At 41.0% G+C, this 23,264-nt stretch carries 22 protein-coding genes, 1 pseudogene and 1 other annotated feature; of the genes and pseudogenes, 5 read left to right on the top strand and 18 right to left on the bottom strand.

Going from position 1 to position 23,264, the window contains the following annotated elements:
- From HF881_RS05180 to HF881_RS05130, 11 genes are all read right to left on the bottom strand, one after another.
- Positions 1–3,995, bottom strand: a 3,995-nt coding sequence (locus HF881_RS05180) for a KxYKxGKxW signal peptide domain-containing protein (protein WP_169446707.1), incomplete at its 3' end; no start/stop codon positions are given.
- 380 nt (positions 3,996–4,375) lie between these two features.
- A complete protein-coding gene (gene rsmI / locus HF881_RS05175; protein ID WP_169446706.1) occupies positions 4,376–5,248 on the bottom strand; it encodes a 16S rRNA (cytidine(1402)-2'-O)-methyltransferase in 873 nt (290 codons plus the stop codon).
- Positions 5,249–5,250: 2 nt separating this feature from the next.
- Positions 5,251–5,568, bottom strand: coding sequence for a DNA replication initiation control protein YabA (yabA, locus tag HF881_RS05170; protein WP_169446705.1), 318 nt, complete (start codon positions 5,566–5,568; stop codon positions 5,251–5,253).
- Between the two features lie 36 nt (positions 5,569–5,604).
- Positions 5,605–6,495 carry a DNA polymerase III subunit delta' gene (locus HF881_RS05165; RefSeq protein WP_169446704.1) on the bottom strand — a complete coding sequence of 297 codons (891 nt, stop codon included), beginning with the start codon at positions 6,493–6,495 and terminating at the stop codon, positions 5,605–5,607.
- Positions 6,492–7,130 (bottom strand): dTMP kinase, encoded by a 639-nt coding sequence (gene tmk / locus HF881_RS05160; RefSeq protein ID WP_169446703.1) that lies wholly within the window; start codon positions 7,128–7,130, stop codon positions 6,492–6,494. Before tmk ends, HF881_RS05165 begins: the two co-directional genes overlap by 4 nt.
- A 120-nt stretch (positions 7,131–7,250) precedes the next feature.
- Positions 7,251–8,048: a pyrroline-5-carboxylate reductase gene (gene proC / locus HF881_RS05155; RefSeq protein ID WP_169446702.1), complete on the bottom strand. Its 798-nt coding sequence runs from the start codon at positions 8,046–8,048 to the stop codon at positions 7,251–7,253.
- A gap of 3 nt (positions 8,049–8,051) precedes the next feature.
- Positions 8,052–9,314 (bottom strand): glutamate-5-semialdehyde dehydrogenase, encoded by a 1,263-nt coding sequence (locus HF881_RS05150; RefSeq protein WP_169446701.1) that lies wholly within the window; start codon positions 9,312–9,314, stop codon positions 8,052–8,054.
- A 9-nt stretch (positions 9,315–9,323) separates the two neighbouring features.
- Positions 9,324–10,433 (bottom strand): glutamate 5-kinase, encoded by a 1,110-nt coding sequence (gene proB / locus HF881_RS05145; RefSeq protein ID WP_240956786.1) that lies wholly within the window; start codon positions 10,431–10,433, stop codon positions 9,324–9,326.
- 101 nt (positions 10,434–10,534) lie between these two features.
- Positions 10,535–11,434 (bottom strand): RluA family pseudouridine synthase, encoded by a 900-nt coding sequence (locus HF881_RS05140; RefSeq protein ID WP_169446699.1) that lies wholly within the window; start codon positions 11,432–11,434, stop codon positions 10,535–10,537.
- Positions 11,418–11,885: a signal peptidase II gene (gene lspA / locus HF881_RS05135; protein WP_169446698.1), complete on the bottom strand. Its 468-nt coding sequence runs from the start codon at positions 11,883–11,885 to the stop codon at positions 11,418–11,420. Before lspA ends, HF881_RS05140 begins: the two co-directional genes overlap by 17 nt.
- Positions 11,882–12,790, bottom strand: a complete 909-nt coding sequence (locus HF881_RS05130; protein WP_169446697.1) for a LysR family transcriptional regulator — start codon at positions 12,788–12,790, stop codon at positions 11,882–11,884. The genes lspA and HF881_RS05130 overlap by 4 nt, the downstream gene beginning before the upstream one ends.
- Between HF881_RS05130 and HF881_RS10485 the strand changes: the two are divergent.
- Positions 12,783–12,854: pseudogene (locus HF881_RS10485) on the top strand (AraC family transcriptional regulator); the annotation flags it as partial. The gene HF881_RS05130 and the pseudogene HF881_RS10485 overlap by 8 nt on opposite strands.
- Positions 12,855–13,020: 166 nt before the next feature.
- Here the strand turns inward: HF881_RS10485 and rpmA are convergent.
- From rpmA to HF881_RS05110, 4 genes are all read right to left on the bottom strand, one after another.
- Positions 13,021–13,314, bottom strand: a complete 294-nt coding sequence (rpmA, locus tag HF881_RS05125; RefSeq protein WP_000916509.1) for a 50S ribosomal protein L27 — start codon at positions 13,312–13,314, stop codon at positions 13,021–13,023.
- Positions 13,315–13,330: 16 nt separating this feature from the next.
- Entirely contained in the window at positions 13,331–13,675 is a 345-nt protein-coding gene (locus tag HF881_RS05120) for a ribosomal-processing cysteine protease Prp (protein WP_169446696.1), read from the bottom strand.
- Positions 13,676–13,690: 15 nt separating this feature from the next.
- Positions 13,691–14,005, bottom strand: coding sequence for a 50S ribosomal protein L21 (gene rplU, locus HF881_RS05115; protein ID WP_042768360.1), 315 nt, complete (start codon positions 14,003–14,005; stop codon positions 13,691–13,693).
- A 34-nt stretch (positions 14,006–14,039) separates the two neighbouring features.
- Positions 14,040–14,159: a sequence feature (ribosomal protein L21 leader region), on the bottom strand.
- Between the two features lie 64 nt (positions 14,160–14,223).
- Entirely contained in the window at positions 14,224–14,910 is a 687-nt protein-coding gene (locus tag HF881_RS05110) for a YoaK family protein (protein ID WP_169446695.1), read from the bottom strand.
- Between the two features lie 156 nt (positions 14,911–15,066).
- On the opposite strand from HF881_RS05110, the gene HF881_RS05105 reads away from it, so the two are divergent.
- Positions 15,067–16,050 (top strand): Gfo/Idh/MocA family oxidoreductase, encoded by a 984-nt coding sequence (locus HF881_RS05105; protein ID WP_125847201.1) that lies wholly within the window; start codon positions 15,067–15,069, stop codon positions 16,048–16,050.
- A complete protein-coding gene (locus HF881_RS05100; RefSeq protein WP_125847199.1) occupies positions 16,040–17,122 on the top strand; it encodes a DEAD/DEAH box helicase in 1,083 nt (360 codons plus the stop codon). The genes HF881_RS05105 and HF881_RS05100 overlap by 11 nt, the downstream gene beginning before the upstream one ends.
- 24 nt (positions 17,123–17,146) lie before the next feature.
- On the opposite strand, the gene HF881_RS05095 is transcribed toward HF881_RS05100, so the two are convergent.
- Positions 17,147–17,524: a DUF1934 domain-containing protein gene (locus tag HF881_RS05095; protein ID WP_125847196.1), complete on the bottom strand. Its 378-nt coding sequence runs from the start codon at positions 17,522–17,524 to the stop codon at positions 17,147–17,149.
- 71 nt (positions 17,525–17,595) lie between these two features.
- Between HF881_RS05095 and HF881_RS05090 the strand changes: the two genes are divergently transcribed.
- Both HF881_RS05090 and yidA read left to right on the top strand, forming a co-directional pair.
- Positions 17,596–18,903: an HD domain-containing protein gene (locus tag HF881_RS05090; RefSeq protein WP_125448225.1), complete on the top strand. Its 1,308-nt coding sequence runs from the start codon at positions 17,596–17,598 to the stop codon at positions 18,901–18,903.
- A 9-nt stretch (positions 18,904–18,912) separates the two neighbouring features.
- A complete protein-coding gene (yidA, locus tag HF881_RS05085; RefSeq protein ID WP_125448224.1) occupies positions 18,913–19,719 on the top strand; it encodes a sugar-phosphatase in 807 nt (268 codons plus the stop codon).
- Between the two features lie 212 nt (positions 19,720–19,931).
- Here the strand turns inward: yidA and HF881_RS05080 are convergent, their stop codons facing one another.
- Positions 19,932–21,701: a DUF4365 domain-containing protein gene (locus HF881_RS05080; protein WP_125448223.1), complete on the bottom strand. Its 1,770-nt coding sequence runs from the start codon at positions 21,699–21,701 to the stop codon at positions 19,932–19,934.
- Positions 21,702–22,172: 471 nt separating this feature from the next.
- Entirely contained in the window at positions 22,173–23,174 is a 1,002-nt protein-coding gene (locus HF881_RS05075) for a LacI family DNA-binding transcriptional regulator (RefSeq protein WP_125448222.1), read from the bottom strand.
- Between the last annotated feature and the right edge of the window lie 90 nt (positions 23,175–23,264).

Below are 23,264 nucleotides of genomic sequence, written 5' to 3'. Positions count from 1 at the left end.
GATACTGATGCTGAAGCTGATTCACTTGCAGATACTGATGCTGAAGTACTTTGACTTGCAGATACTGATGCTGAAGCTGATTCACTTGCAGATACTGATGCTGAAGTACTTTGACTTGCAGATACTGATGCTGAAGCTGATTCACTTGAGCTTACTGATGCGCTAGCTGATTGGCTTGCAGATACTGATGCGCTAGTTGATTGACTTGAGCTTACTGATGCGCTAGCTGATTGGCTTGCACTTACAGACGCTGAAGTTGATTGACTTGAGCTTACTGATGCTGAAGCTGATTCACTTGCTGATACAGATGCTGAAGCGCTTTGACTTGCACTTACAGACGCTGAAGCTGATTCACTTGAGCTTACTGATGCGCTTGCTGATTGGCTTGCTGATACAGATGCTGAAGCGCTTTGGCTTGCTGATACTGATGCTGAAGCTGATTCACTTGCAGATACTGATGCTGAAGCTGATTCACTTGAGCTTACTGATGCGCTTGCTGATACTGATGCTGAAGTTGATTCACTTGAGCTTACTGATGCGCTTGCTGATTCGCTTGCACTTACTGATGCTGAAGTGCTTGCGCTTACTAAAACAGATTGACTTGAGCTTACTGATGCGCTAGCTGATTGGCTAGCTGATACTGATGCTGAAGCGCTTTGGCTTGTTGAAACAGACTGGTTCGCACTCACCGAGCTGGAAACACTCTTGCTCGCTGAAAGCGAACGACTTGTGCTCAGCGAAACTGAAACACTCTTGCTCAATGAAACGGATTGACTGCCACTCAAGGAAGTTGATGCACTCTTACTCAACGAAATTGATTGACTTGTACTTACAGACTGACTACCGCTTACTGAGGCCGAAACACTATTTCTCGCTGAAACCGAGCGGCTGGCGCTCATCGATGCCGATTGGCTATTGCGCAAGGAAGTAGACAAGCTCTGGCTAGCAGAAACTGAACGGCTGGCGCTCGTTGAAGCCGACGCACTCGCTGATGTACTAGCACTTACTGAGGCACTGGTTGAGGCAGACGCACTTGCTGACATTCTTGCAGAAACGGATGCTCTCGTTGAGGCAGATGCGCTCGCTGAAGTGCTGGCGCTTACCGATGCACTCGCTGAGGCACTGGTTGACTGTCTTTGACTTAGACTAGTTGAAGCACTGCTACTCTTATACTCACTATCAGAAAGTTTTACAGTAAACGTATCCGTAGTCTTATCTTTATAGATAATGGTAACTGTTCCATTGTTACTAATAGTAAAGGAATCAATACGTTTTTCCTGCTTATTGTTTAGTTTCTCAACAGCCGCCAATATACGAGTTTTTTCTTGAGGTTTTAATTGAGAAACATTCTCTACCTGGAAGGTTTCAGTCGGTGCTACCCCTTCCATAATATCTGTCAGCCTACCTTGCACAATACGGACATTGCCCGGTGAATCATTTCCTGCACTATTACTATTACCAGCCTTATCCGTTGCTACTGCATTGCGTTGCCAACTATTTCTACCATTTTTATCATACTCTAGATTATCATTCAAATGAGCTCTTACAGTAATACGGGCTGGACTAGCAGTAGTCGCTGTGATATTCCCCGTTAAATGCTCTACAGTTCCCGTCCCATATTTATTATCTTCAAAGAAATTACTTCCAAGGGCTGAGCCATTTGCATCTGCATTTGAAACGATCTTAAATTCTGATAATTGCCCGCTATTATCTGTAGCAGTGAAATTAATTTGAATATCGTCTCCTGCGTACACAATATAGTTGCCATTTACAGGTGTTAGAGTTTGACCGTTACGAGTCACCGTCGCACTTGGAACTGGAACAGCATCCACATTAGCTGGGATAACAGTTGTAGTATTATCACGGTAGGTAATGGTAATATTCCCATTTTCAGCTACCGCAATCGTTCCGGTTACGCCATCTTTCGTAAAATCACTACCAGATAAAAGCGACTGGTTTTTTTCTTTAAATTTTTCAAGTACTTGATTGCGTTCACTTACAGTCAAAGAAGAGAGATTCTTAACAATAACGGTATCCCCACTAACTGGGTTGTGGCGTTCGTTGAAGCCTTTGATATGGAAATTCGTACGTGCTGTCGCAGTCAGGCCATGAATATCTCTTACTGTGTACTCCAGAACATAGGTACCAGGCTTATAGGGTTTCCAAGTTCCGTTTTCACGACCCACCGTCCCTATTATGTTAATAGTGTATGTGGTTTGGGCACCTGATTTATTCCCCCATTGATCATAGGTGGATAGATCTCCAAATCCCCCTTTCTTGCTAGTTGGATAGTTCGGTGCATGTAAACCTGTAATAATAGCATTGGATGGGGAAGCCGTGATTTTATCCATCCCTTTATCATCATTCAGCCTTATCTGGAAATTAACTGATTCATCATTATAAATTGTGATATTAGATGGCATAGAGATTGTAGGTGGATTAGAAGCTGCACGTAGGTGTGCCCCTCTAGTAATCACTGTCCCATTTCGTACATCGTGTACACCAGAATTAGCCGCCAACACAGCATTGACAATCGAATTACGCGCTGAAGTAGCTTTTTGCAATACTGTTGTTAAATCACTAGTTGGATCAGTCAGGGCTTTTTCAATTTCTGTTACTGCAGCATTGGCCTTAGCAAGAGCTGAATCCGTATTTGGTAAATCAACCGCTTTTGCTAGATAGTCACCTATTTCAGCTGAAAGATTGGTCAACTTCCTACGGTTTTCTTCTTGTTGTTTAGCAGTGACTTCTGAAGATGCTATTGCAACCGCAGCAGCTTCAATTAAGCTAGTTGTGACAGAAGTTGATTGAACTCCACTAACACTATTCTTACCAGTAATTTCAGTTATTTTTAATTCAGCTGAGTCAATTTCAAGGTTCTTTGCTTCTTTTGAAGTAGAAGGTTGCTGGTCAATTGCTGTCGTCGATCCACTCTGTTCAACAGACAAACTTGACACTACAGAAACATTCGATCCACTTGTTGATTGACTGGCACTAGCAGAAGCACTGACAGACTCTTTTGGTGAAGTGGTCACGGTCTTATCTACCGTTTGACTCTTCTCAGCTTGTTTGAGCGCATCCTTGCCTTGGGCTTGATTCTTATCAGCGATCACACCAGCGGCTAGGTTATTGCTAGTTGTTGCCACTTGGCTGCTGAGTTGGGTTGCGCTTGACAAGGCGTCACCTAGCTTGCTGGTCGCAAGGCTCTCAGCAGGAGCAGTCTTGACATCAAGGGATTCTGAGGTCGAAGTTGAGACAGAGGTTTGAACTTCTGACTCGCTAACAGAGCTAGTGCTTTCAGCTAGAGATGCTGAAGTTTGGACACTTACTGAAGGAGCAGGTTGAGCGCTAGCAGATGCTGACTCAGAGACAGGAGTTGAGGCAGATGCTTGCACACTCGCTGATTGCGATGGAGTTTCACTAACAGAGGCTGACTCAGAAGCAGGACTTACAGCTGACTGGCTGGTAGTAACTGAACTGCTAGCTGACGCACTTGCTGATAGACTAGCTGATACAGAAACGCTTGTCGAAAGAGAAGCACTTACAGATTGACTGACTGACTCAGAAACAGATACAGAGTCTTGCTCTGCTTGTTCCTTCACTTCTGCTTGTGCTTGGGCAATGATAGAGTTATTGCTGGCTTCAGTTGTCGCATCAGCTTGGGGCTCAGTTGCGATGACTGCCTTACCAGTTTCCTTGTACTCAGATGTCTCATCTGCATATACAGTTTGCTCTTGAGTTACAACAAAACCTGCGGCCCCGGCGGCTAAGATGGCCCCTATACCTGCAAGCGTGTTGGCATTCAAGTGAGCGTGGTCAAGTTCTTCAGTTTCAGATAGGCTAGTCGAGACAACTTCTCCCATCCCACCGATACGGAAGAGATCCAGTTGGGAATTCGAGGCTTTTACCCAGTTTTTCCCCGATTTGTAAAGCTTATAGCGCTTTTTCTCATCTACGATCTCGAAATCTTTGTTAAATTTTTTACTTCGAAACATTCTATTCCTTTCCTTTTTTAAAAATTCCACTCTTTGTTAACCTCATGATCATTAACAAAGCGTGATACTTAAGTAAGAATTTCACGGAAACACAGGCATCAAGCCTAGTCAGTCAATGGCTTTTCAAGAGTTTTTTGATAAAATTCGATGGTTAATTGGTATAAAAGAGATGCACTTTTATATGTGTTTTACTCCAGTATACACCAGCCTCAATTCTATCAAATTTGAAGCTTCTTTTCAAGATTTTTAATTTCAATATAGCAAATTTATTTCTGCAATAGAAAAGCAGTGTAAAAGGATTACACTGTTCTTTATAAATACTGATTTTTTCTTAAACTGAGGTCTCAGAATTGATTAAAACTGGACTCATTTCCCTATCGTTAAGATTGATTTTCTTCCCAGTCGTGGTAGGCAGCATAGAGCTGACTTTTATTCCGCTGGTAGAGTTTAGCAACTTCTTTTATGGCTTGATTTCTCTTCATGCCTTGCTGGATACGGGATTGGATTTCTAAGAACAAGTCCTCCTCGTCTTTTTCCTCCACATCCTGACTGGCACCTTCAACGATGAGAAGGCACTCGCCTTTGGGTGGAGTTTCAGCCATGCTTTCCAGCAATTCAGAGATTTTTCCTCTTTGGTATTCTTCATAGATTTTGGTTAATTCTCTAACCAAGACTACCGAGCGGTCACCGTAGACTTCTAGCATATTTTCCAGCGTATCCGCTACACGATGGGGTGATTCGTAGAAAATCTGAGTTTCTGGATAGTCTTTTTTCAAGTCGAAAAATTGCTTTTGCTGACCTGATTTTCTCGGTAAAAAACCATAAAAGATATGTGGTTGTGGAGCCAAACCACTGGCAATCAAGGCCGAAATCCCCGCACTGGCACCTGGAACTGTGACAACAGCAATCTCTTCCTCGATGGCTGCCTTGACTAAATCGTGACCAGGATCCGAGATGCTAGGCAGACCCGCATCAGAAACCTGAGCAATACTTTGCCCCGCCTTCAGAAAACCAATCAAATCAGGAATTTTTTCCTTGGCATTGTGCTCATGAAAACTGATCTGCTTGGTCGAAATATCAAAATGCTTGAGCAAAAGCCCTGTATTGCGCGTGTCCTCAGCCGCAATCCAGTCCGCCTCTTTCAGAGTCTGGATGGCACGAAAGGTCATGTCATCTAGATTGCCAATCGGCGTTGCTACTAGGTAAAGCTTGCCGTAGGGAGACTGCTCCTTAAAACTTTTTTGAATCTGCATGCCTACTCCCTGTATAACAACTCATCACAGAACATACATTCCTCGTCCTGCTCTCGGCGTTGTCCGTAAAAATCATTACATACGTGAAACCCGTCTTTATAGATCCGACGGACGCTTTCACGAACATGCTTGGCCTTGACGGGAGTATCTGCTTCCACCTCGCCCAAGCGTTCGCGCAACTTACTATTTTCCAAGCGAAGAGCTGTATTTTCCTCTACCAGGCTCTTGAGATTTTTCTTGATGACTTCCACATCAGCCAAGGTCACCAATAACTGTTGGGAAAAATCGTCCAGCGCATCAAATAATTCTTTTTTATCCATAAACCAGCCCTTTCCTTTCTTTATCCTTCATTGAGTTTATATTTCTTTCAAGACCAGATATTCCATGGCATTTTGAAAGCTGACATTAGCCTGCCACATCTTTCTAGCTTCTAGCAAATCTTGTAAAATCTGTCGGATCCTTGCTTGCAAGAGTTCCTGTCCACAGAGGACTTCGAGGATTCGCAAGACCTGATCTTGTTTTTCCTTGTCATCTGCCAAGCTGGCTAATTTGGCTACCTGCAAATAACTCTCTTTTTTCTTGGCTACTAACCAGGTCAGTAAGCGCTCGCTTTCATCAACTATAGTCCAAAAGCTTGCCTGATTTGCCAACTTTTCTGCTTCAGCTCGTGATTGACAAAACTGGGCTAAGAGAGTCGCTTTTTTCTTGACCAGACCTGCTTGTTCTAATTGATGGATGAGCTTTTCTTCCTGCTTTTTAAAGTGGAAAATCTGCGTCCGACTACGGATGGTCGGTAAAATCTTTTCCTCATCGCTGGTTAAGAAGAAAATATAAACCTCACTCTGGGGTTCTTCGATGACCTTGAGCAGAGAATTGGCTGCGTTGGGATGCATTTTTTCCGCCTGCTCGATAATAAAGACCTGTTGCTGGCTTTCAATCCCTGCTTGGGAAAACTGCCCCACCAATTCTCGAATCCGTTCTGTCTTGATGACCTGATTGACTGGCTTAATCAAGGTAACATCGGGAAATTCTTCCTGTTCAATCAGCTTGCAGTTTCGGCATTTCTCACATGGTAGAACGCCTACTTTATCCGTACAAAAGAGGCTCTTAGCCAAAAACTGCACCATTTCCAAGCTTCCAAAGAAACCTGAAAAAAGGTAGGCGTGATTGAGCTGGTCTTGTTCTAGAATACGGACAAAGCGGTCAAACTGGTCTGGTTGCCAAGCCTTGAGTTGATCTTGTTTCATTTAGCCAAGCCCATTCTGTCAAACAAGACAGTTTTGGTAGTTTCCACAACTTGCTCCAAAGGAAGACTGGCATCAATCTTGACAATACGATTTCCTTCTTTTTCCAGAAGAGAAAGGTAACCTTGACGGACTTTTTTGTGCAAGTCCAAACCTTCCAAGTCCAAACGATTGACCTCACGATTGCTATTAGCAGCAATGCGAGCCAGTCCTTCTTCCACCTCGATGTCGAAATAGAGTGTCAAATCGGGTTTGAGACCATCTGTTGCAAAGTGATTGAGCCAATCAATGGCTTCAATATCCAAGCCACGACCAAATCCCTGATAAGCAACGGAACTATCGATAAAGCGGTCCATAATGACCAACTTACCAGCTTGAAGAGCAGGCAGAACTTTTTCCACCAAGTGCTGTCTGCGACTGGCGATATAGAGAAGGAGCTCTGTTTTAGGATCCATCTGAGTATGACTTGGGTCCAAAATCACTTGACGAATCTTCTCTCCAATCAAGACTCCGCCTGGCTCACGGGTCGTCATCACCTCTACTCCTTTTTCCTCTAAAATTGGGAGTAAAGCCTCTAAAACACTGGTCTTTCCTGCTCCCTCTGGTCCCTCAAGAGAGACTAAAAATCCTTTTGACATGTCTAACTCATTTCTTTTTTTCTACCTTCTATTCTATCAAAAAAATAGGTTTTTGTGACAATCTTTTTGCGTCTTCTCCATTCAATCAACCATAAAAGAGGCTGGGAGTCATCCAACCTCTTATTTACCTAGTTCTTGTGTTCGTTTATAAGCTTGATGAACTGCGTCCATGACGGTACCTCTAAAGGCATGTTCTTCCAGACTTGCTACACCAGCGATAGTCGAACCTCCTGGGCTACAAACTTGGTCTTTCAAGACTCCAGGATGCTTTTGGCTTTCGAGAACCATTTGTCCTGCGCCGACTACTGTTTGGGCTGCCATTTCCAAAGCCATTTCTCGTGGCAATCCTGTCTTTACACCCGCATCTGCCAAAGCCTCGATAAAGAGATAGACAAAAGCTGGTCCACAACCTGCGAGACCTGTCGCCGCATCGATTAAGCCATCTCCCAGCTCAACCAAGAGACCAGCCTTGGCTAAGAGCTGACAAAAGAGTTCACTGTCCTCAGCACAACAGTTCGCTGACATGGCATAACTAATCACTCCTTGCCCGATAGCCACTGGAGTATTGGGCATGATGCGAATGATTCGGTGTTGACTTGGCAGAAGACTTGCCAGTTTTCCCAAGGTCAATCCAGCTGCCATGGAAATCAAAAGAAGACTTTCTCGTTTTTCAAGGATAGTCTGATATTGAGAAAGTAAGTCTGAGAACTGAGCAGGCTTAACTCCTAGAAAAATCACATCTGCTTCTGCAAAAATTTCTTCATTGCTGGAAGCCTGACCACCGAAGTTAGAGATGAAAGCATCTACTTTAGCTTGACTACGATTGGCAAGGAGAATCTGTTCACCCGTCTTGGCCTGCAAAACAGCCTTGGCCAAACTAGCTCCCATATTTCCCAAACCGATAAATCCAATTTTCATCTCTTACTCCCTTATCTGTCCGTCACCAGTAACTACATACTTGTAGCTGGTCAACTCTTTCAAGCCCATTGGCCCACGCGCGTGCAGTTTCTGAGTTGAAATCCCCATCTCACACCCAAGACCAAATTGGCCTCCATCAGTGAAACGTGTTGAAGCATTGACATAAACCGCTGCTGAATCTACTTGATCTGTAAAGTAAGTTGCAGCTTCAGCATTTTCCGTCACAATGGCATCCGAATGATGGGTGCTGTGGGCTTCAATATGCGCAACCGCTTCTTCTAAACTACTCACAACCTTAACCGCTAGGACATAGTCTAAAAACTCGGTATCAAAGTCTTGGGCCTCAGCTGCTAGACCTGAAACAAACTGACTTGCTTTGCTATCCAGACGGAATTGAATTGATTCCAGTCCAGCTTCTTTTCGATCTGCAACCAGCACTTGCTCCAAGCGAGGAAGGAAGCTTGTTGCCTTGTCTTCATGAACCAGCAAAACCTCCATAGCATTGCAGACAGAAGGACGACTGGTTTTAGCATTGTTGATGATAGACAGAGCCTTGTCTTCATCGGCATCCTTGTCCACATAGACATGGACAATTCCAGTTCCTGTCTCGATAACAGGTACGATAGCATTTTCAACCACAGCATTGATCAAGCCAGCCCCTCCACGAGGAATGAGAAGGTCTAGATAACCCTTGGCCTTCATCATGGTATAGCTACTTTCTCGACTAGTATCTTCTACTAGTTGAATCACATCAGGATGAATGGTAGTCGTATCCAAACCCTTCTTCAAGGCTGTGACAATAGCATGAGCTGTTTGGTAGGCGTCCTTACCACTACGAAGAACGACTGCATTTCCACTCTTGAGAGCCAAGGCAGCTGCATCCGACGTCACATTTGGACGGCTTTCATAGATAATACCGATAACACCCATAGCCACACGTTTCTTGGTAATTAGCAAGCCATTTTCAAGATGATTGGTTTCTAAGACTTCACCAATGGGATCTGGTAAAGCAACCACTTCACGAATCCCTCTTGCCATCGCTTGGATTCGCCCTGCATCCAAATAAAGACGATCCAGCATGACATCTGAGATTTTCCCCTTGGCTGCTGCCATATCAAGGGCATTTGCCGCTAGAATCTCCTCAGTAGCTGCCAATAAGTGATCAGCCATAGCTAGCAGGGCTTGATTTTTCACTGTTTCACTAGCAGTGTTAATTGACTTTTTAACAGCCTTTACTTGTTCAAATTGTGCTTGTGTACTTACCATTTTTCACCTCTAAAATTCTGTAAAGAGTAGCTGGATTTCAGGAGTGATGGAAATCCAGTCATCACGGTGAATCAAGACTCCCTTAGCTTTTTGAGAACGGAGCATATCTTCTAGGGCTGAGACACCAAATTGGACACGTCCCTTTCCAAGAGATTGACCTGTTTCTTTATCTGCTACTGTGACAATATCATGGTAAGAGAAGTTCCCTTCCACTTCTACCACACCTGATAAAAGGAGACTTTTTCCGTTTTTTGAAAGTGCTTCTGCAGCTCCACCATCTACCCAAATCGTTCCTTGACTTTGAGCATAAAAAGCCAACCATTGTTTCTGAGTACGAAGGCCCTTCTCTTGCGCAACAAAGAAGGAACCATCCTTGGTCTCGTCCGCCGCCTCAATCAAGGCATCTGATTTCAGGGACGAGCAAATATAGACTGGCACCCCTGACTCCGTTGCGATCGTAGCCGCCTTTATCTTAGTCAACATACCACCTGTACCATTAGACGAACCTGCTCCACCAGCCATATCAATAATCTCACGATTGATAGTCTCGATTTTCTCAAGACGTTTGGCTGTTGGATCTGAGTTGGGATTTCCAGTATAGAGACCGTCCACATCCGTCAAGAGAACCAAGAGATCTGCCTGCACCATAGCCGCCACTTGGGCACTCAGAGTATCATTGTCCCCAACCTTGAGCTCATCAATAACGACACTGTCGTTCTCATTGATGATAGGAATGGCACCACGATGAAGCAATACAGACAAAGCCTGGTGGGCGTTCTTATAACGACGTTTATCTACAAAATCATCCTGTGTTAGCAAGATTTGCGCAGAGACGATTTGACGCATGAGGAGGTTGGTTGTGTATTCTTCTAGGAGCAAACCTTGTCCTACTGCAGCCGAAGCCTGCTTATCAGCAATCTTGGTCGGACGTTTTTTAAAGCCCAAAGCTCCAAAACCAGCCGCTACTGCCCCAGATGAAACCAAAATCAACTCATGCCCAGCCTCATGCAACATAGCTAATTGTTGGGTAATTACCTTTACTTTACCTCTTGATAAACTCCCGTCTTCATTTGTCAAGGACGAAGTCCCCACCTTAAAGACGATTCGTTTGTAGTTCATATTCTCACTCCGATTCTTCATATTTATCCATTATAACATGAATACTTTAAAATAGAAAAGACTTGAAATGAAAAAGGTTGAGACAAGGCATCTCAACTCTTCTATCTATTCTCAGTTTTACGCAATCTTTCCAGCGTTTCTTTAAAAATCTCTGGAATATCTGCTGTAAATTCCAAGGTTTCACCTGTTCTCGGATGGGTAAAACCTAGAGTCTTGGCATGGAGAAATTGCCCATGTCCTTTCAGGGTTTTACGAGGACCATAGACCTCATCCCCAGCGACTGGATGGCCAATATAAGCCATATGAACACGGATTTGGTGGGTACGCCCTGTTTCCAGTTGCAACTCTAGCAAACTATAATCTCCAAAGCGTTCCAAGACTTGAAAACGAGTCACTGCTGGCTTCCCTTTAGCAGTCACTGCCTGTTTCTTACGATCTTTTTCACTACGACCAATCGGAGCTTCAATCACACCACGATCATTGGGCAGATTGCCATGAACAATCGCCCAGTATTTACGTAGAGACTTCTTATCCTTGAGTTCTTGGGCAAGTGCCAAGTGTGCCTCGTCATTCTTCGCAATCATAAGGAGACCAGACGTGTCCTTATCAATACGGTGAACGATACCCGGTCGCAGAACACCATTGATACCTGACAAGTCCTTGATATGGTACATGAGGGCATTGACCAAGGTTCCACTTGTATGACCGGCGCTCGGATGGACCACCATGCCTTGAGATTTGTTAACAACGGCTACATCCTCATCTTGGTAGATAATCTCGAGCGGCAGATTCTCAGCCACATATTCTAAAACCTCTGGTTCTGGCACATGGTAGGTGATGATATCCCCCTCTTGGACAGTGTATTTTGCTTTCTTGGCTTGCCCATTCACCAAAACTTGTCCAGCCTTGATTTGTTCATTCGCGAGACTGCGTGACAATTCTGTCAGATCTGACAGAGCCTTGTCTAGACGTTGCCCACCAGTTTCAATTTTTATTTCCATTTACTTCCTCTTTAAGCATTGCAATCAATAAAACAATCACACCAACTGTCAAATAGCTGTCAGCAACATTGAAAATCGCAAAGTTGATAAAGTCTAGGTGAAACATATCCACCACAAAACCTTGACTCATTCTGTCGATAAAGTTGCCCAGACCTCCCGCTATTATCAGGGTCAGTCCAAAAACTAACCAGAGAGAATCGTCCATGTGTTTATGTAAATACCAAATGGCACCGACCATAACGACCAGTGTAATGACAGCAAATAACCACTGCTGATCTTGCAGCATGGAGAAGGCTGCCCCTCTATTTTGCAGATAGGTCAAGCTAACGAGATTGGGGATCCACGAACGCACTTCACCCAGTGGAATCTGCTGGACAACATAATTTTTAACCAACTGATCCAGCCCAATCAAAAGCAGTACAATGACTGCTACTATTCCTCTTTTTTTCATGATTTCCTCTTCTGATCAAAATATTCTTGCATAACCTCAACGAAAAGAGTACCAGCTTGGCTAAGCTCCACTTCTTCCCGTTTGACATAGACCATGCGGTTATCTAGATTATCCTTGAGACGAATGACTGTAATCCCATTGACACTGTCACTATCTAAAAATCCTGAACCTGTCGCATAGGCGTCAGTCCGCTCCAAAATACCATTCAAAGTAGCACGGTCCGTCACATTGAACATCTGTGAGCTCGCGCTGGTATCTACAAAGTTCTCTGAATAGTAAAGGTACTCGTCCTTTTCCTGAGTAAAGCGAACTGTTGGTAAGTCAGCTAAATCCTCCATGACCAGTTCTTCTTTTTCCGCCAAGGGATGTCCTTCACGCAGATAGATGTGAGTTTGAAAAGGAATCAGCTCAATGACTTCGAGACCTAACTTTTCAATCCGTTGCATAATTCCCTTTTGATTTTGATTGTTGAGGTAGATAATCCCAATCTCACTGTGCCCCTGAGCTACTTCATCAAGGATTTGAACTGTAGTAGACTCAAAAATACGAAAGTTCTTATAGTCAGGATGGCGCTCTGAAAAAGCCGTAATGGTAGGTGGCAAGAAGTCATAGTGCTGACTGGCAATGGAAAATTCATCCTTATCTTCTTCAGGATTGGCATACTGATTTTGAAAAACATCAAATCCTTTGACCAATTCCTGCGCTTTCTCGTAAAATTCCATTCCACGACGAGTCAAAAACGTTCCCGAACTCGTCCGACGGAAAATCTTAAAACCCAGCTCCTTTTCCAAATCGCGCACAGAAATAGACAGACTCGGCTGACTAACATACATCTTTTCAGCAGCTTCACGGAAAGTACCGCTATTAGCAATAGCAACAACATAGCGTAATTGTTGAATATTCATCTTCTACCCCCAACTTCTCTATCTGTTTATTATACCATATTTTAGAAGTTTTCCACCTAGGAAAAATAATGTCACTCATAAAATTCATCTACACTAGTAACAAAGAATTATGGGTACCAAAACAAAAAAATAGGCTCTCCGAAAAACTCGGAAAGCCTTATTTTATGCTACTTCTAGCTTCCTCGCCTTTTCATTTTAAGGCTCGGGATAAAAAGGTTCACTGAACCTTTTTATTTTGCGATTGGGTAAACAGAAACTTGTTTCTTATCGCGACCTTTACGTTCAAAGCGTACTACGCCTTCAACTTTAGCGAACAAAGTATCGTCCCCACCACGTCCAACATTTACACCTGGATAGATGTGTGTACCACGTTGACGGTAAAGGATTGATCCACCTGTTACAGTTTGTCCGTCAGCTGCTTTAGCTCCAAGACGTTTCGCTTGTGAATCACGTCCGTTTGATGTAGAACCTCCACCTTTTTTGTGGGCGAAAAGTTGCAAGTTGTTAAGAGTCATTTTTAACATAATGTTTTCCTCCGTGTTAGTTTTCTGTGATAACTCTGGTTTGGACGAACTCAGAAGAGTTCTCCGATAAGTTTGCCATACCTAAGAAAAATGATTCGAAGAATAACTGCGTCATTTCTCTCTGGTGTGAAGGAAGATCCGCTGGTATTTCAACCTTTAGATAGCCACCTTCATCTTCGTTTAATTCTAAGATTGGTTCATAGCCTGCAAATTTCTCAATGGAATTGATAAAGTTAATGGCAAGCGTAGAAACCGATGCACACACGACATCTAAGCCGTATTCGCCACTTTCGGCGTGTCCAATAATTTCCGCACTCCTCAGCTCGCCATCTTCGGCTCTCTCAAAGACTGCTTGTATCATGTGTTCTCCTTAAAATTAAGCGTTGATCACGTTGATGACAACTTTTGTATATGGTTGACGGTGACCTTGTTTACGGTGGCTACCTTTTTTAGGTTTGTACTTGTAAGTAACAACTTTCTTTTGTTTTCCTTGTTTTTCAACAGTTCCAACTACAGTAGCTCCAGCAACAAGTGGAGTTCCGACAACAGTGTTTTCACCACCAACAAGAACAACTTCGTTAAAAGTAACTTCTTGACCAGCTTCAACGTTCAATTTTTCAACGTAAACTGCTTGACCAACTTCAACTTTAACTTGTTTTCCGCCAGTTTTGATAATTGCGTATGTGCTCATTATGCACCTCCTATGATTTTTAGGGTTTCCCCGTATTTTTGTGAAGACTCGCCTAGCATCGTGGGACGAACCACTTAAAAGAAGAGCTCTAAGTATAACAAAATTTAAATTTGTTATACGACGAGCAACGATGTTCGTGCGGTTGCACAGGATTGTGCATAGTCAACTCTTTAAGTATAGCATATCTTCTTTTTTCTTACAAGTAAAATCAATCAAATTTAAGCTTTTTCTTTCCCTTTTTTCCTCCAAGAAGCAAAAAGCATGCTGAAGTAAAAGATACTCATCATAAGAGGAATACCTAGAATTGTCTTCTCCTGATAGTAAATCGTCAAATAAGCCGAAAAAATGACTCCAAAGACAAAACTGCTAAGCAAGCTAACAAAAATCAAGCCCTCTCGTAGGAAAGGCGTATGTTTGGTTCGGAAATAATCCCCAAAAGCTAACATGGTTCGTTTGATATTCCCTGTCATAAAAGCATTATTATAGGCAATACCTGACACTTCTCCAAAAGCAGTTGTCACCAGTCCCATACAGAAGGCCAATGGCGGTACGAGATAGATATTATCAACCGTTTGTGGCACAAAACCTATAATTAAGGACAGGATTGCAAGTGGAATCAAGGACAAAATCGGCTTTTTAACAATTCGTAGTTTTTCCTTATACAATGTCAGAAAAAAAACACCCATCATAAAGAAAAACAAAGTCATTACTTTAGCACTGGCATCCGAGACATTCTGTTGAATGAGTCCTACAGAGAGAAAAACAACATTCCCGGTTTGTCCAGCCACAAGGGTGTTCCCTCGAACGATAAAGGTATAGGCATCGACATATCCTGCACAAAAAGTCAAAAAAAGCGCTAGTCTCTTAGACTGACGTGATATTTTTCTTATTGGTAATAATCTCATTTTCTCTCCCATTTCAGTTTCATTTACTCATTTCAATATTGTACCACTTTCTCCAAGAAATGCGTAGTCCATTTGAAAATTTTTACCATCTGTTGGATAGTCCTTCTTTTCTATGTTATAATGAAGGAAGGATTTGAAGTCGGAAAAGGAGTATCTATGCTTAAATTAGGTGTCATCGGAACAGGGGCTATCAGCCATCATTTCATAGAAGCAGCCCATGCTAGCGGAGAATACCAGCTAGTTGCAGTCTATTCTAGAAAGCTAGAAACTGCCGCAACCTTTGCTTCTCGGTATCAGGATATCCAACTCTTTAATCAATTAGAAGACTTCTTTAAGTCTTCCTTTGATGTAGTCTATATCGCTAGTCCAAACTCCTTGCATTTTGATCAAGCCAAGGCTGCCTTGTCTGCTGGTAAGCACGTCATTCTTGAAAAGCCAGCTGTCACTCAGCCACAAGAATGGCTGAATCTAATTCAAACGGCTGAGGAAAATAATTGTTTTATCTTTGAAGCAGCAAGAAACTACCACGAGGAAGCTTTTACCACTATCAAGAATTTTTTGGCAGACAAGCAAATCTTAGGCGCAGATTTCAACTATGCCAAATATTCATCAAAGATGCCTGACTTGTTGGCGGGACAGACGCCTAATGTCTTTTCAGATCGTTTTGCTGGCGGAGCTCTTATGGACTTGGGGATTTATCCTCTCTACGCTGCCGTTCGCCTCTTTGGAAAAGCTCAGGACGCGATCTATCAGGCTCAACAGCTTGACAATAGCATTGACCTAAATGGTGATGGTATCCTCTTCTACCCAGATTTTCAAGTTCACATTAAGGCTGGGAAAAACATCACTTCCAATCTTCCTTGCGAGATTTATACAGCAGATGGAACCTTGACCCTTAACACGATTGAACATGTCCGCTCAGCTATTTTTAGCGACCACCAAGGAAATCAAGTCCAACTCCCTATCCAACAGGCTCCTCATACGATGGCTGAGGAAGCAGCTGCATTTGCACACATGATCCAGCAACCAGACCAGACACTTTACCAGAACTGGCTGGATGATGCAGGTTCTGTTCATGACCTATTATATACCATGCGCCAGACTGCTGGCATTAGATTCGAGGCAGAAAATGAAAACTAAACTACCGACTGAATGGCAAGAACTGAGCGACCAGCTCGGTTTCCAAGAATTCACCCCCATTCAAACTCAACTATTTGAGCCCATTCTTACTGGAGAAAACCTCCTAGGAGTGAGCCCAACAGGAACTGGTAAGACACTAGCTTACCTCTTGCCAAGTCTACTCAGACTGAAAAAGAAAAAAGCCCAACAACTCTTGATTCTAGCACCAAATACAGAACTGGCTGGACAGATTTTTGACGTGTGTAAAACGTGGGCAGAAGCCATCGGTTTGACTGCTCAGCTCTTCTTATCAGGTTCCAGTCAGAAACGCCAGATTGAGCGACTTAAAAAAGGACCAGAAATTCTGATTGGAACTCCCGGCCGTATCTTTGAGTTGATTAAATTGAAAAAAATCAAGATGATGAATGTGGAAACCATCATCCTGGATGAATTTGACCAATTGCTCGATGATTCTCAGATTCACTTTGTCGAAAAAATCACTCACTACGCACCTCGTGACCACCAACTCATCTACATGAGTGCGACGACCAAGTTTGGCCAAGAAAAGATTGCACCAAACACGCGCACCATCGACCTTTCTGACCAAAAGTTAGACAACATCCAACATTTCTATATGCAGGTAGACCAACGTCATCGAGTGGACATGCTACGAAAATTAGCTCATGTAGAGGATTTCCGTGGTCTGGTCTTCTTTAACAGCTTGTCAGATCTTGGAAGTGCGGAGGAAAAACTACAGTATCGCGATGTCTTGGCCGTTTCCCTCGCTAGCGATGTCAATGTTAAGTTTCGAAAAGTCATCTTAGAAAAGTTCAAAGACAAGCAACTAACCCTGCTCCTTGCAACTGACCTTCTGGCACGTGGGATTGATATTGATAGCCTAGAATGTGTCGTAAACTTTGATGTTCCTAGAGAAATGGAAACTTACACTCACCGCGCTGGCCGTACAGGTCGCATGGGTAAAGAGGGCTATGTTATCACTCTCGTAACCCATCCTGAAGAACTTAAAAAACTCAAGAAATTCGCAAGTGTAGGTGAAATTGTTCTAAAAAACCAAGAACTCTATATCAAATAAGGTTAGCATTCGCCAACCTTTTTCTTATCCCCAAGTAATTTCTAATTGATAACTGGCAAAAGGATGTCCCTCTTGGTTTTGCAGTTGATAGGCGAGCTCAATCTTTTGCCCATCCAGTTTGTAGTGACTTGTCTGAATGATAAACTCCTGCATCCCCATTGGAGTAGGAATATAGGCCAAACTATCACTATCCTTTAGAAATCGCATGATGGTTTTGGGACTCGAGAAACGGGTCATCACCAGTTCTTCTTCATGAAACTTGAGAACCACTTTTTCTTTTTCCTCATTATAGAAAAGCAGATAGCGATAATCTCCCTTTTCACGCACCTCCACGTCATAGAGTTGGTCAATGACTTCCAACTGTTCATCAAACTGAATCCTATTTCGCATCCGAATCTTCACATCAGGTCCTCTTTCTTCTCTCTTGTCCTACTATTTTACCAAAAAGAGCAGGATTTTGCTATAATGGTCATATGAACGAAAAAGTATTCCGTGACCCAGTTCACAACTATATCCATGTAAACAATCAGGTCATCTATGACTTGATCAATACAAAAGAATTTCAACGTCTGCGCCGTATCAAGCAACTAGGAACTTCCAGTTATACCTTCCATGGTGGGGAGCACAGCCGCTTCTCCCACTGTTTGGGGGTTTATGAGATTGCACGACGTATCACGGAGATTTTTGAAGAAAAATATCCTGAAGAATGGGATCCTGCTGAGTCTCTCTTGACTATGACTGCTGCTCTCCTACATGACCTTGGGCATGGTGCCTACTCCCATACTTTTGAACATCTCTTTGATACAGATCATGAGGCCATTACTCAGGAAATCATCCAAAGCCCTGAAACAGAGATTCACCAAGTCCTGCTTCAAGTAGCGCCAGATTTTCCAGAAAAGGTGGCCAGTGTCATTGACCACACCTATCCTAACAAGCAGGTCGTGCAACTCATTTCTAGCCAGATTGATGCGGATCGCATGGACTATCTCTTGCGTGACTCTTATTTTACAGGAGCATCTTACGGAGAATTTGACCTGACTCGAATTCTCCGAGTGATTCGTCCTATCGAAAATGGTATCGCCTTTCAACGCAATGGCATGCATGCCATTGAAGACTATGTTCTCAGTCGCTACCAGATGTATATGCAGGTTTATTTTCACCCAGCAACACGCGCCATGGAAGTTCTCCTACAGAATCTCCTCAAACGCGCCAAGGAACTCTTTCCTGAAGACAAGGACTTCTTTGCACGAACTTCCCCACATTTGTTACCTTTTTTTGAAAAGAGAGTTACCCTATCTGACTATCTGGCTCTTGATGATGGCGTGATGAATACCTACTTCCAACTCTGGATGACCAGTCCTGACAAGATTCTCGCAGACTTGTCGCAGCGCTTTGTCAACCGTAAGGTCTTCAAATCCATTACTTTTTCTCAAGAAGATCAAGACCGACTCGCAACCATGAGACAACTGGTTGAAGACATCGGATTTGATCCCGACTACTACACAGCCATTCATAAGAACTTTGACCTTCCTTATGATATCTATCGTCCCGAATCTGAAAATCCACGGACACAGATTGAGATTCTACAGAAAAATGGAGATCTGGCAGAACTCTCTAGCCTGTCTCCTATCGTTCAATCCCTTGCTGGCAGTCGCCACGGAGATAATCGTTTCTATTTCCCAAAAGAAATGTTGGACCAAAACAGTATCTTCGCAAGCATTACCCAGCAATTTTTACACTTGATTGAGAACGATCATTTTACCCCAAATAAGAACGAATAGAGGAAATATATGAGTATTAAACTAATCGCCGTCGATATCGATGGTACCCTAGTAAACAGTAAAAAGGAGATCACTCCGGAAGTCTTTTCTGCCATTCAAGACGCCAAACAAGCTGGTGTCAAAGTCGTCATTGCAACTGGTCGCCCTATCGCAGGTGTTGCCAAACTTCTGGATGACTTGCAATTGAGAGACGATGGTGACTATGTGGTAACCTTCAACGGTGCCCTTGTCCAAGAGACTGCTACTGGTCATGAGATTATCAGCGAATCCTTGACCTATGAGGATTATCTGGATATGGAATTTCTCAGTCGCAAGCTCGGTGTCCACATGCACGCTATTACCAAGGACGGTATCTATACTGCCAATCGCAATATCGGAAAATACACGGTGCATGAATCAACCCTCGTCAACATGCCCATTTTCTACCGTACTCCTGAAGAAATGGCTGGCAAGGAAATTGTCAAATGTATGTTTATCGATGAACCAGAAATTCTCGATGCTGCGATTGAAAAAATCCCAGCAGAATTTTACGAACGCTACTCTATCAATAAATCTGCTCCTTTCTACCTTGAACTCCTTAAAAAGAATGTAGACAAGGGTTCAGCCATCACTCACTTAGCTGAAAAACTCGGATTGACCAAAGATGAAACCATGGCTATCGGGGACGAAGAAAATGACCGTGCCATGCTGGAAGTCGTTGGTAACCCCGTTGTTATGGAAAATGGAAATCCAGAACTCAAAAAAATCGCCAAATACATCACCAAGTCTAATGACGAATCCGGCGTTGCCCATGCTATCCGTACGTGGGTACTGTAAAAAGGTAAGAATAGACGAAAACCGCTCAGCAGAGCGGTTTTTAGTATGAACATATCACAATGAGGGTAAATCAATAAATTAAATTGCAGTTTTACAGTTACTTAAATCTTGAGAGTGCAAAAATAGGTATTGCTTCCTTAATTGTGGTACTGAATTATAATAAATCACCCTCTTTATTTCCATATTTTATCTCTTTATAATCTCTTTTAATTTTACGATAATTTCATATACAAAGTATAAATAGGAAAGTCTTTATATCTTTCTTTTGTCTCGTTATCCAGTTTATTCCAAAACAAATCAGCTTGCGGTTTCGATTTCAATAACACTGATGAACCGAAACAAAGTTCATAGTTATCATTACTATTTACTAAAATATTGCTTAGAATCTCCATTTCTTTGCTGTTTAATTTACGAACTCTAGATTTTATTTGAAGGTCATTTATTATAGCTATCTCACTATTTTGGGAGTATTTTAAGTTCCAATTAGAAAGACATTGTGCCCAATTAAGCAATAACTCTCTTCTAGAAACATCTTCTGCCATGTCAGCAGCAATAACTATTTTTATAATAGTGTTATTAGCATCTTCAAATTTCAAGTCATTATCAACTAATCTTTGATATGAGGCAATAACCGAATCAAAATTACAATTATCTATTTTTAGCCAATCGTTAGGTTCAAAAACTTCAAAAATTGAAATATCTGAAGAATCTTTACCCTCACCTCTCCTACACCAGGGAATTTCAGTAAAGATATCAATCATAGTTCCGTTCTTATCTATTGTAAAATTATATAAGGCAATAATATGGATATTAGCAATTCTTAGATGAAGTAATTTAGATTCATTATAATCTAAGGCAACCTTCTTCTTTAGAACAAGACCTGAATTAAGGATATTTAGATTTTTTTGAGATTGTTTATCAAAGTAGTTTAGATCAAGATCCTTTTGTACACCCATATTTTCCAAGAAGTTAGAAATCTGTCTCAAATCCTTTATATCGCTATCTAAATTCCGTGAAGTAATATCCGATATTGACTGATTATCTAGTTCTATTTTATTTCCATTGAGATTGAAATATCCTACTCTTCCTAGCTCTTGAAGTACCTCCGTACACTCCATGGCTTTTGAGAGCATATTAGACCTTGTATAATTAAATTTAAATATTTTTTTATTTACATCAAAGGACATTTTAAAGCATTCACCAAAATGTAGTTGTACACTCCCATCAGGGAATCGATGTCTTTTTACATCTTGAAAAGTAAAATCTCCAATTGTAATAATTAAATCAGTTTCCTCGTAAGTTTCGACAACCTTTATTGTATTTTCAAGTGGTATTTCAATACCAGTTAAAGGATCTTTATAATAAATGAAGAGATCGTGTTCTTTCTGATAGTTAAATATCTCTCCTTTTCCTTGTCCATAAAAATAGAATTTAAGATTATTATCGTCAGAGATATCTTCAACTGAGATACCATCAGTATTTATGAAGCTATACTGTCTCTGACTATTATTTATAAAATCCACTAACATTGGATACATCTTTTTTTCATCTAGTTTAAATATCTGTATGGACAGTTTCTTACTATTTGTAGATTTATTTTTTAATTTACTTTTTTTGAGCAAATCTTTTATAGAAAAAGGAGGCAATGATTTATAATAGATTTCTCGTAAGTCATTATTCTCACTCAACCAAACTACAAATAAAACTACGCCGCCATTTGATTTATATAATTCTAAATCTCTAGCATCTAATGGAAAGGATTTTAACACATCTTTTTTCTGTCTAGTGGTTTTAATCTGAACAGGTACTTTACCTAATATTTCGTCTTTCTTCTCACTCGATGATTTAAGAACATGAATTTCTCCATCCCACACTGGAGTTTTATCATTTCTATCAAAATAAGATTGAAGTAACTCATGCTTATCTATAAATGTCGACAGATATGAAACACCTAATGTCTCAATTTTTTTATTATTTGCCAAATCCGCACCTCGAAAAATAGCTCTATATACTTTATATTATAACATTAACAAAGAAAAACTTATATACTATAATTACAACTATTTAACTTAAACTGAATATTATAAACTTAAAAAATACTGTTCATTAATAATTACAAAATAAATAGACCAGTTTCCTGATCTACTTTATTCTATATTCATTGACTTTTGGTCACACTTTGGTCAAAAATTCCAAAAATACTAACTTATTTAAAAAAACTAACTTGTGATGATTGCCTATAAACAAACACTTTGAATTTTCTTTTTTTTCTTTACATTTCTAAAAATGCCCCCTATGGATATTATGGAGCCTATTTTGTTGTAGAAAAAAGTCCCATATCATCTATAATGAAAAGCGACTAAACAACTCATTAGAAACTAAATGGAGGCTAAACAGAACTTATTTTAGAACACTCCATCTTTTCCACTAGGATTTTCAAGAATTAAACAATACTAGAAACTCTGTCTCCTAACAAATTTAGGAGAAACTTCAACAGATGTGACACTTTCCCCTTTAATAATTGCTAAAACACCTTCTATCATTTTTTGGGCTAACATAGCATAATTAGGAGAAATAGTAGACAGAGCTGGAGTATAATATTGCGAAATAGGAATATTATCGAATCCAATTATTGAAATATCATCAGGAATGGTAATCCCCTTCTCATAGCACGCACGAATCAGCCCTTGAACCTTCTCATCCCCTGAAACAAATATCATATCCGGATGATTTTGATTAGATAAATTATTTATAGCATATGAATAAACTGAATCAATTGTAGTTAAACCATAAATAACTTGCAAATCCATTAAATAATTTTTATCAGTCAGAAAAGTACGAATACCTTTTTCACGATCCTTATTAACAAGAGATTCCCCTCCCATAAGTAACAACATACTTTTAATATTCTCTTTTGTTACTAATTCCATCATATCATAAGTTGCTTGAAAATTGTTATTAGATACATAAACAACATCAGGTGTTCGAGATTCTCCAAAAACTATAAAAGGCATATTATTCTTCTGTAAATAATTAATCCGAATATCGTCTTTACTTTCATAAAATACTATTACTCCATCTATTAAGCTTCCTGTACTTGAAATTATTGAATTCCTAATCGTATCTTCTTCACCAAAGTATTCAACAATAGCGTTTACACCAAACTCTTTACAAGTTTGTAGAACTCTATCTAGTAAAGTTTGAAACCAAATCAAGGGAAAAGAATCAATCTTTTTAACGGAAATCAAAATGTTTGTAGTTTCTTTCTTAGTCAAATTTTTTGCATATGCATTTGGAACATACGACAACTCATCAATGACTTTTTGAATAGCTCGATAAGTTTCTTCTTTTACCTTTTCACCACCGTTAATAACACGTGAAACAGTTTTTGGAGAAAAACCTGATAAATGCGCAATATCATAAATAGTTACCTTTTTATCGTTTAAATTTTTCACTTTAGTCCTCCATTTATGATTTATCTAATTTTATTATACAATATTTACTTTTTTTAACAAGAGAATTTAGTAAAATATTTTAATGTATCT

Source organism: Streptococcus sp. WB01_FAA12 (assembly GCF_012843315.1).
Classification (GTDB): domain Bacteria; phylum Bacillota; class Bacilli; order Lactobacillales; family Streptococcaceae; genus Streptococcus.
Note: the sequence above shows the minus strand (reverse complement) of the source record. Positions and strands in the feature narration are given on the sequence as shown.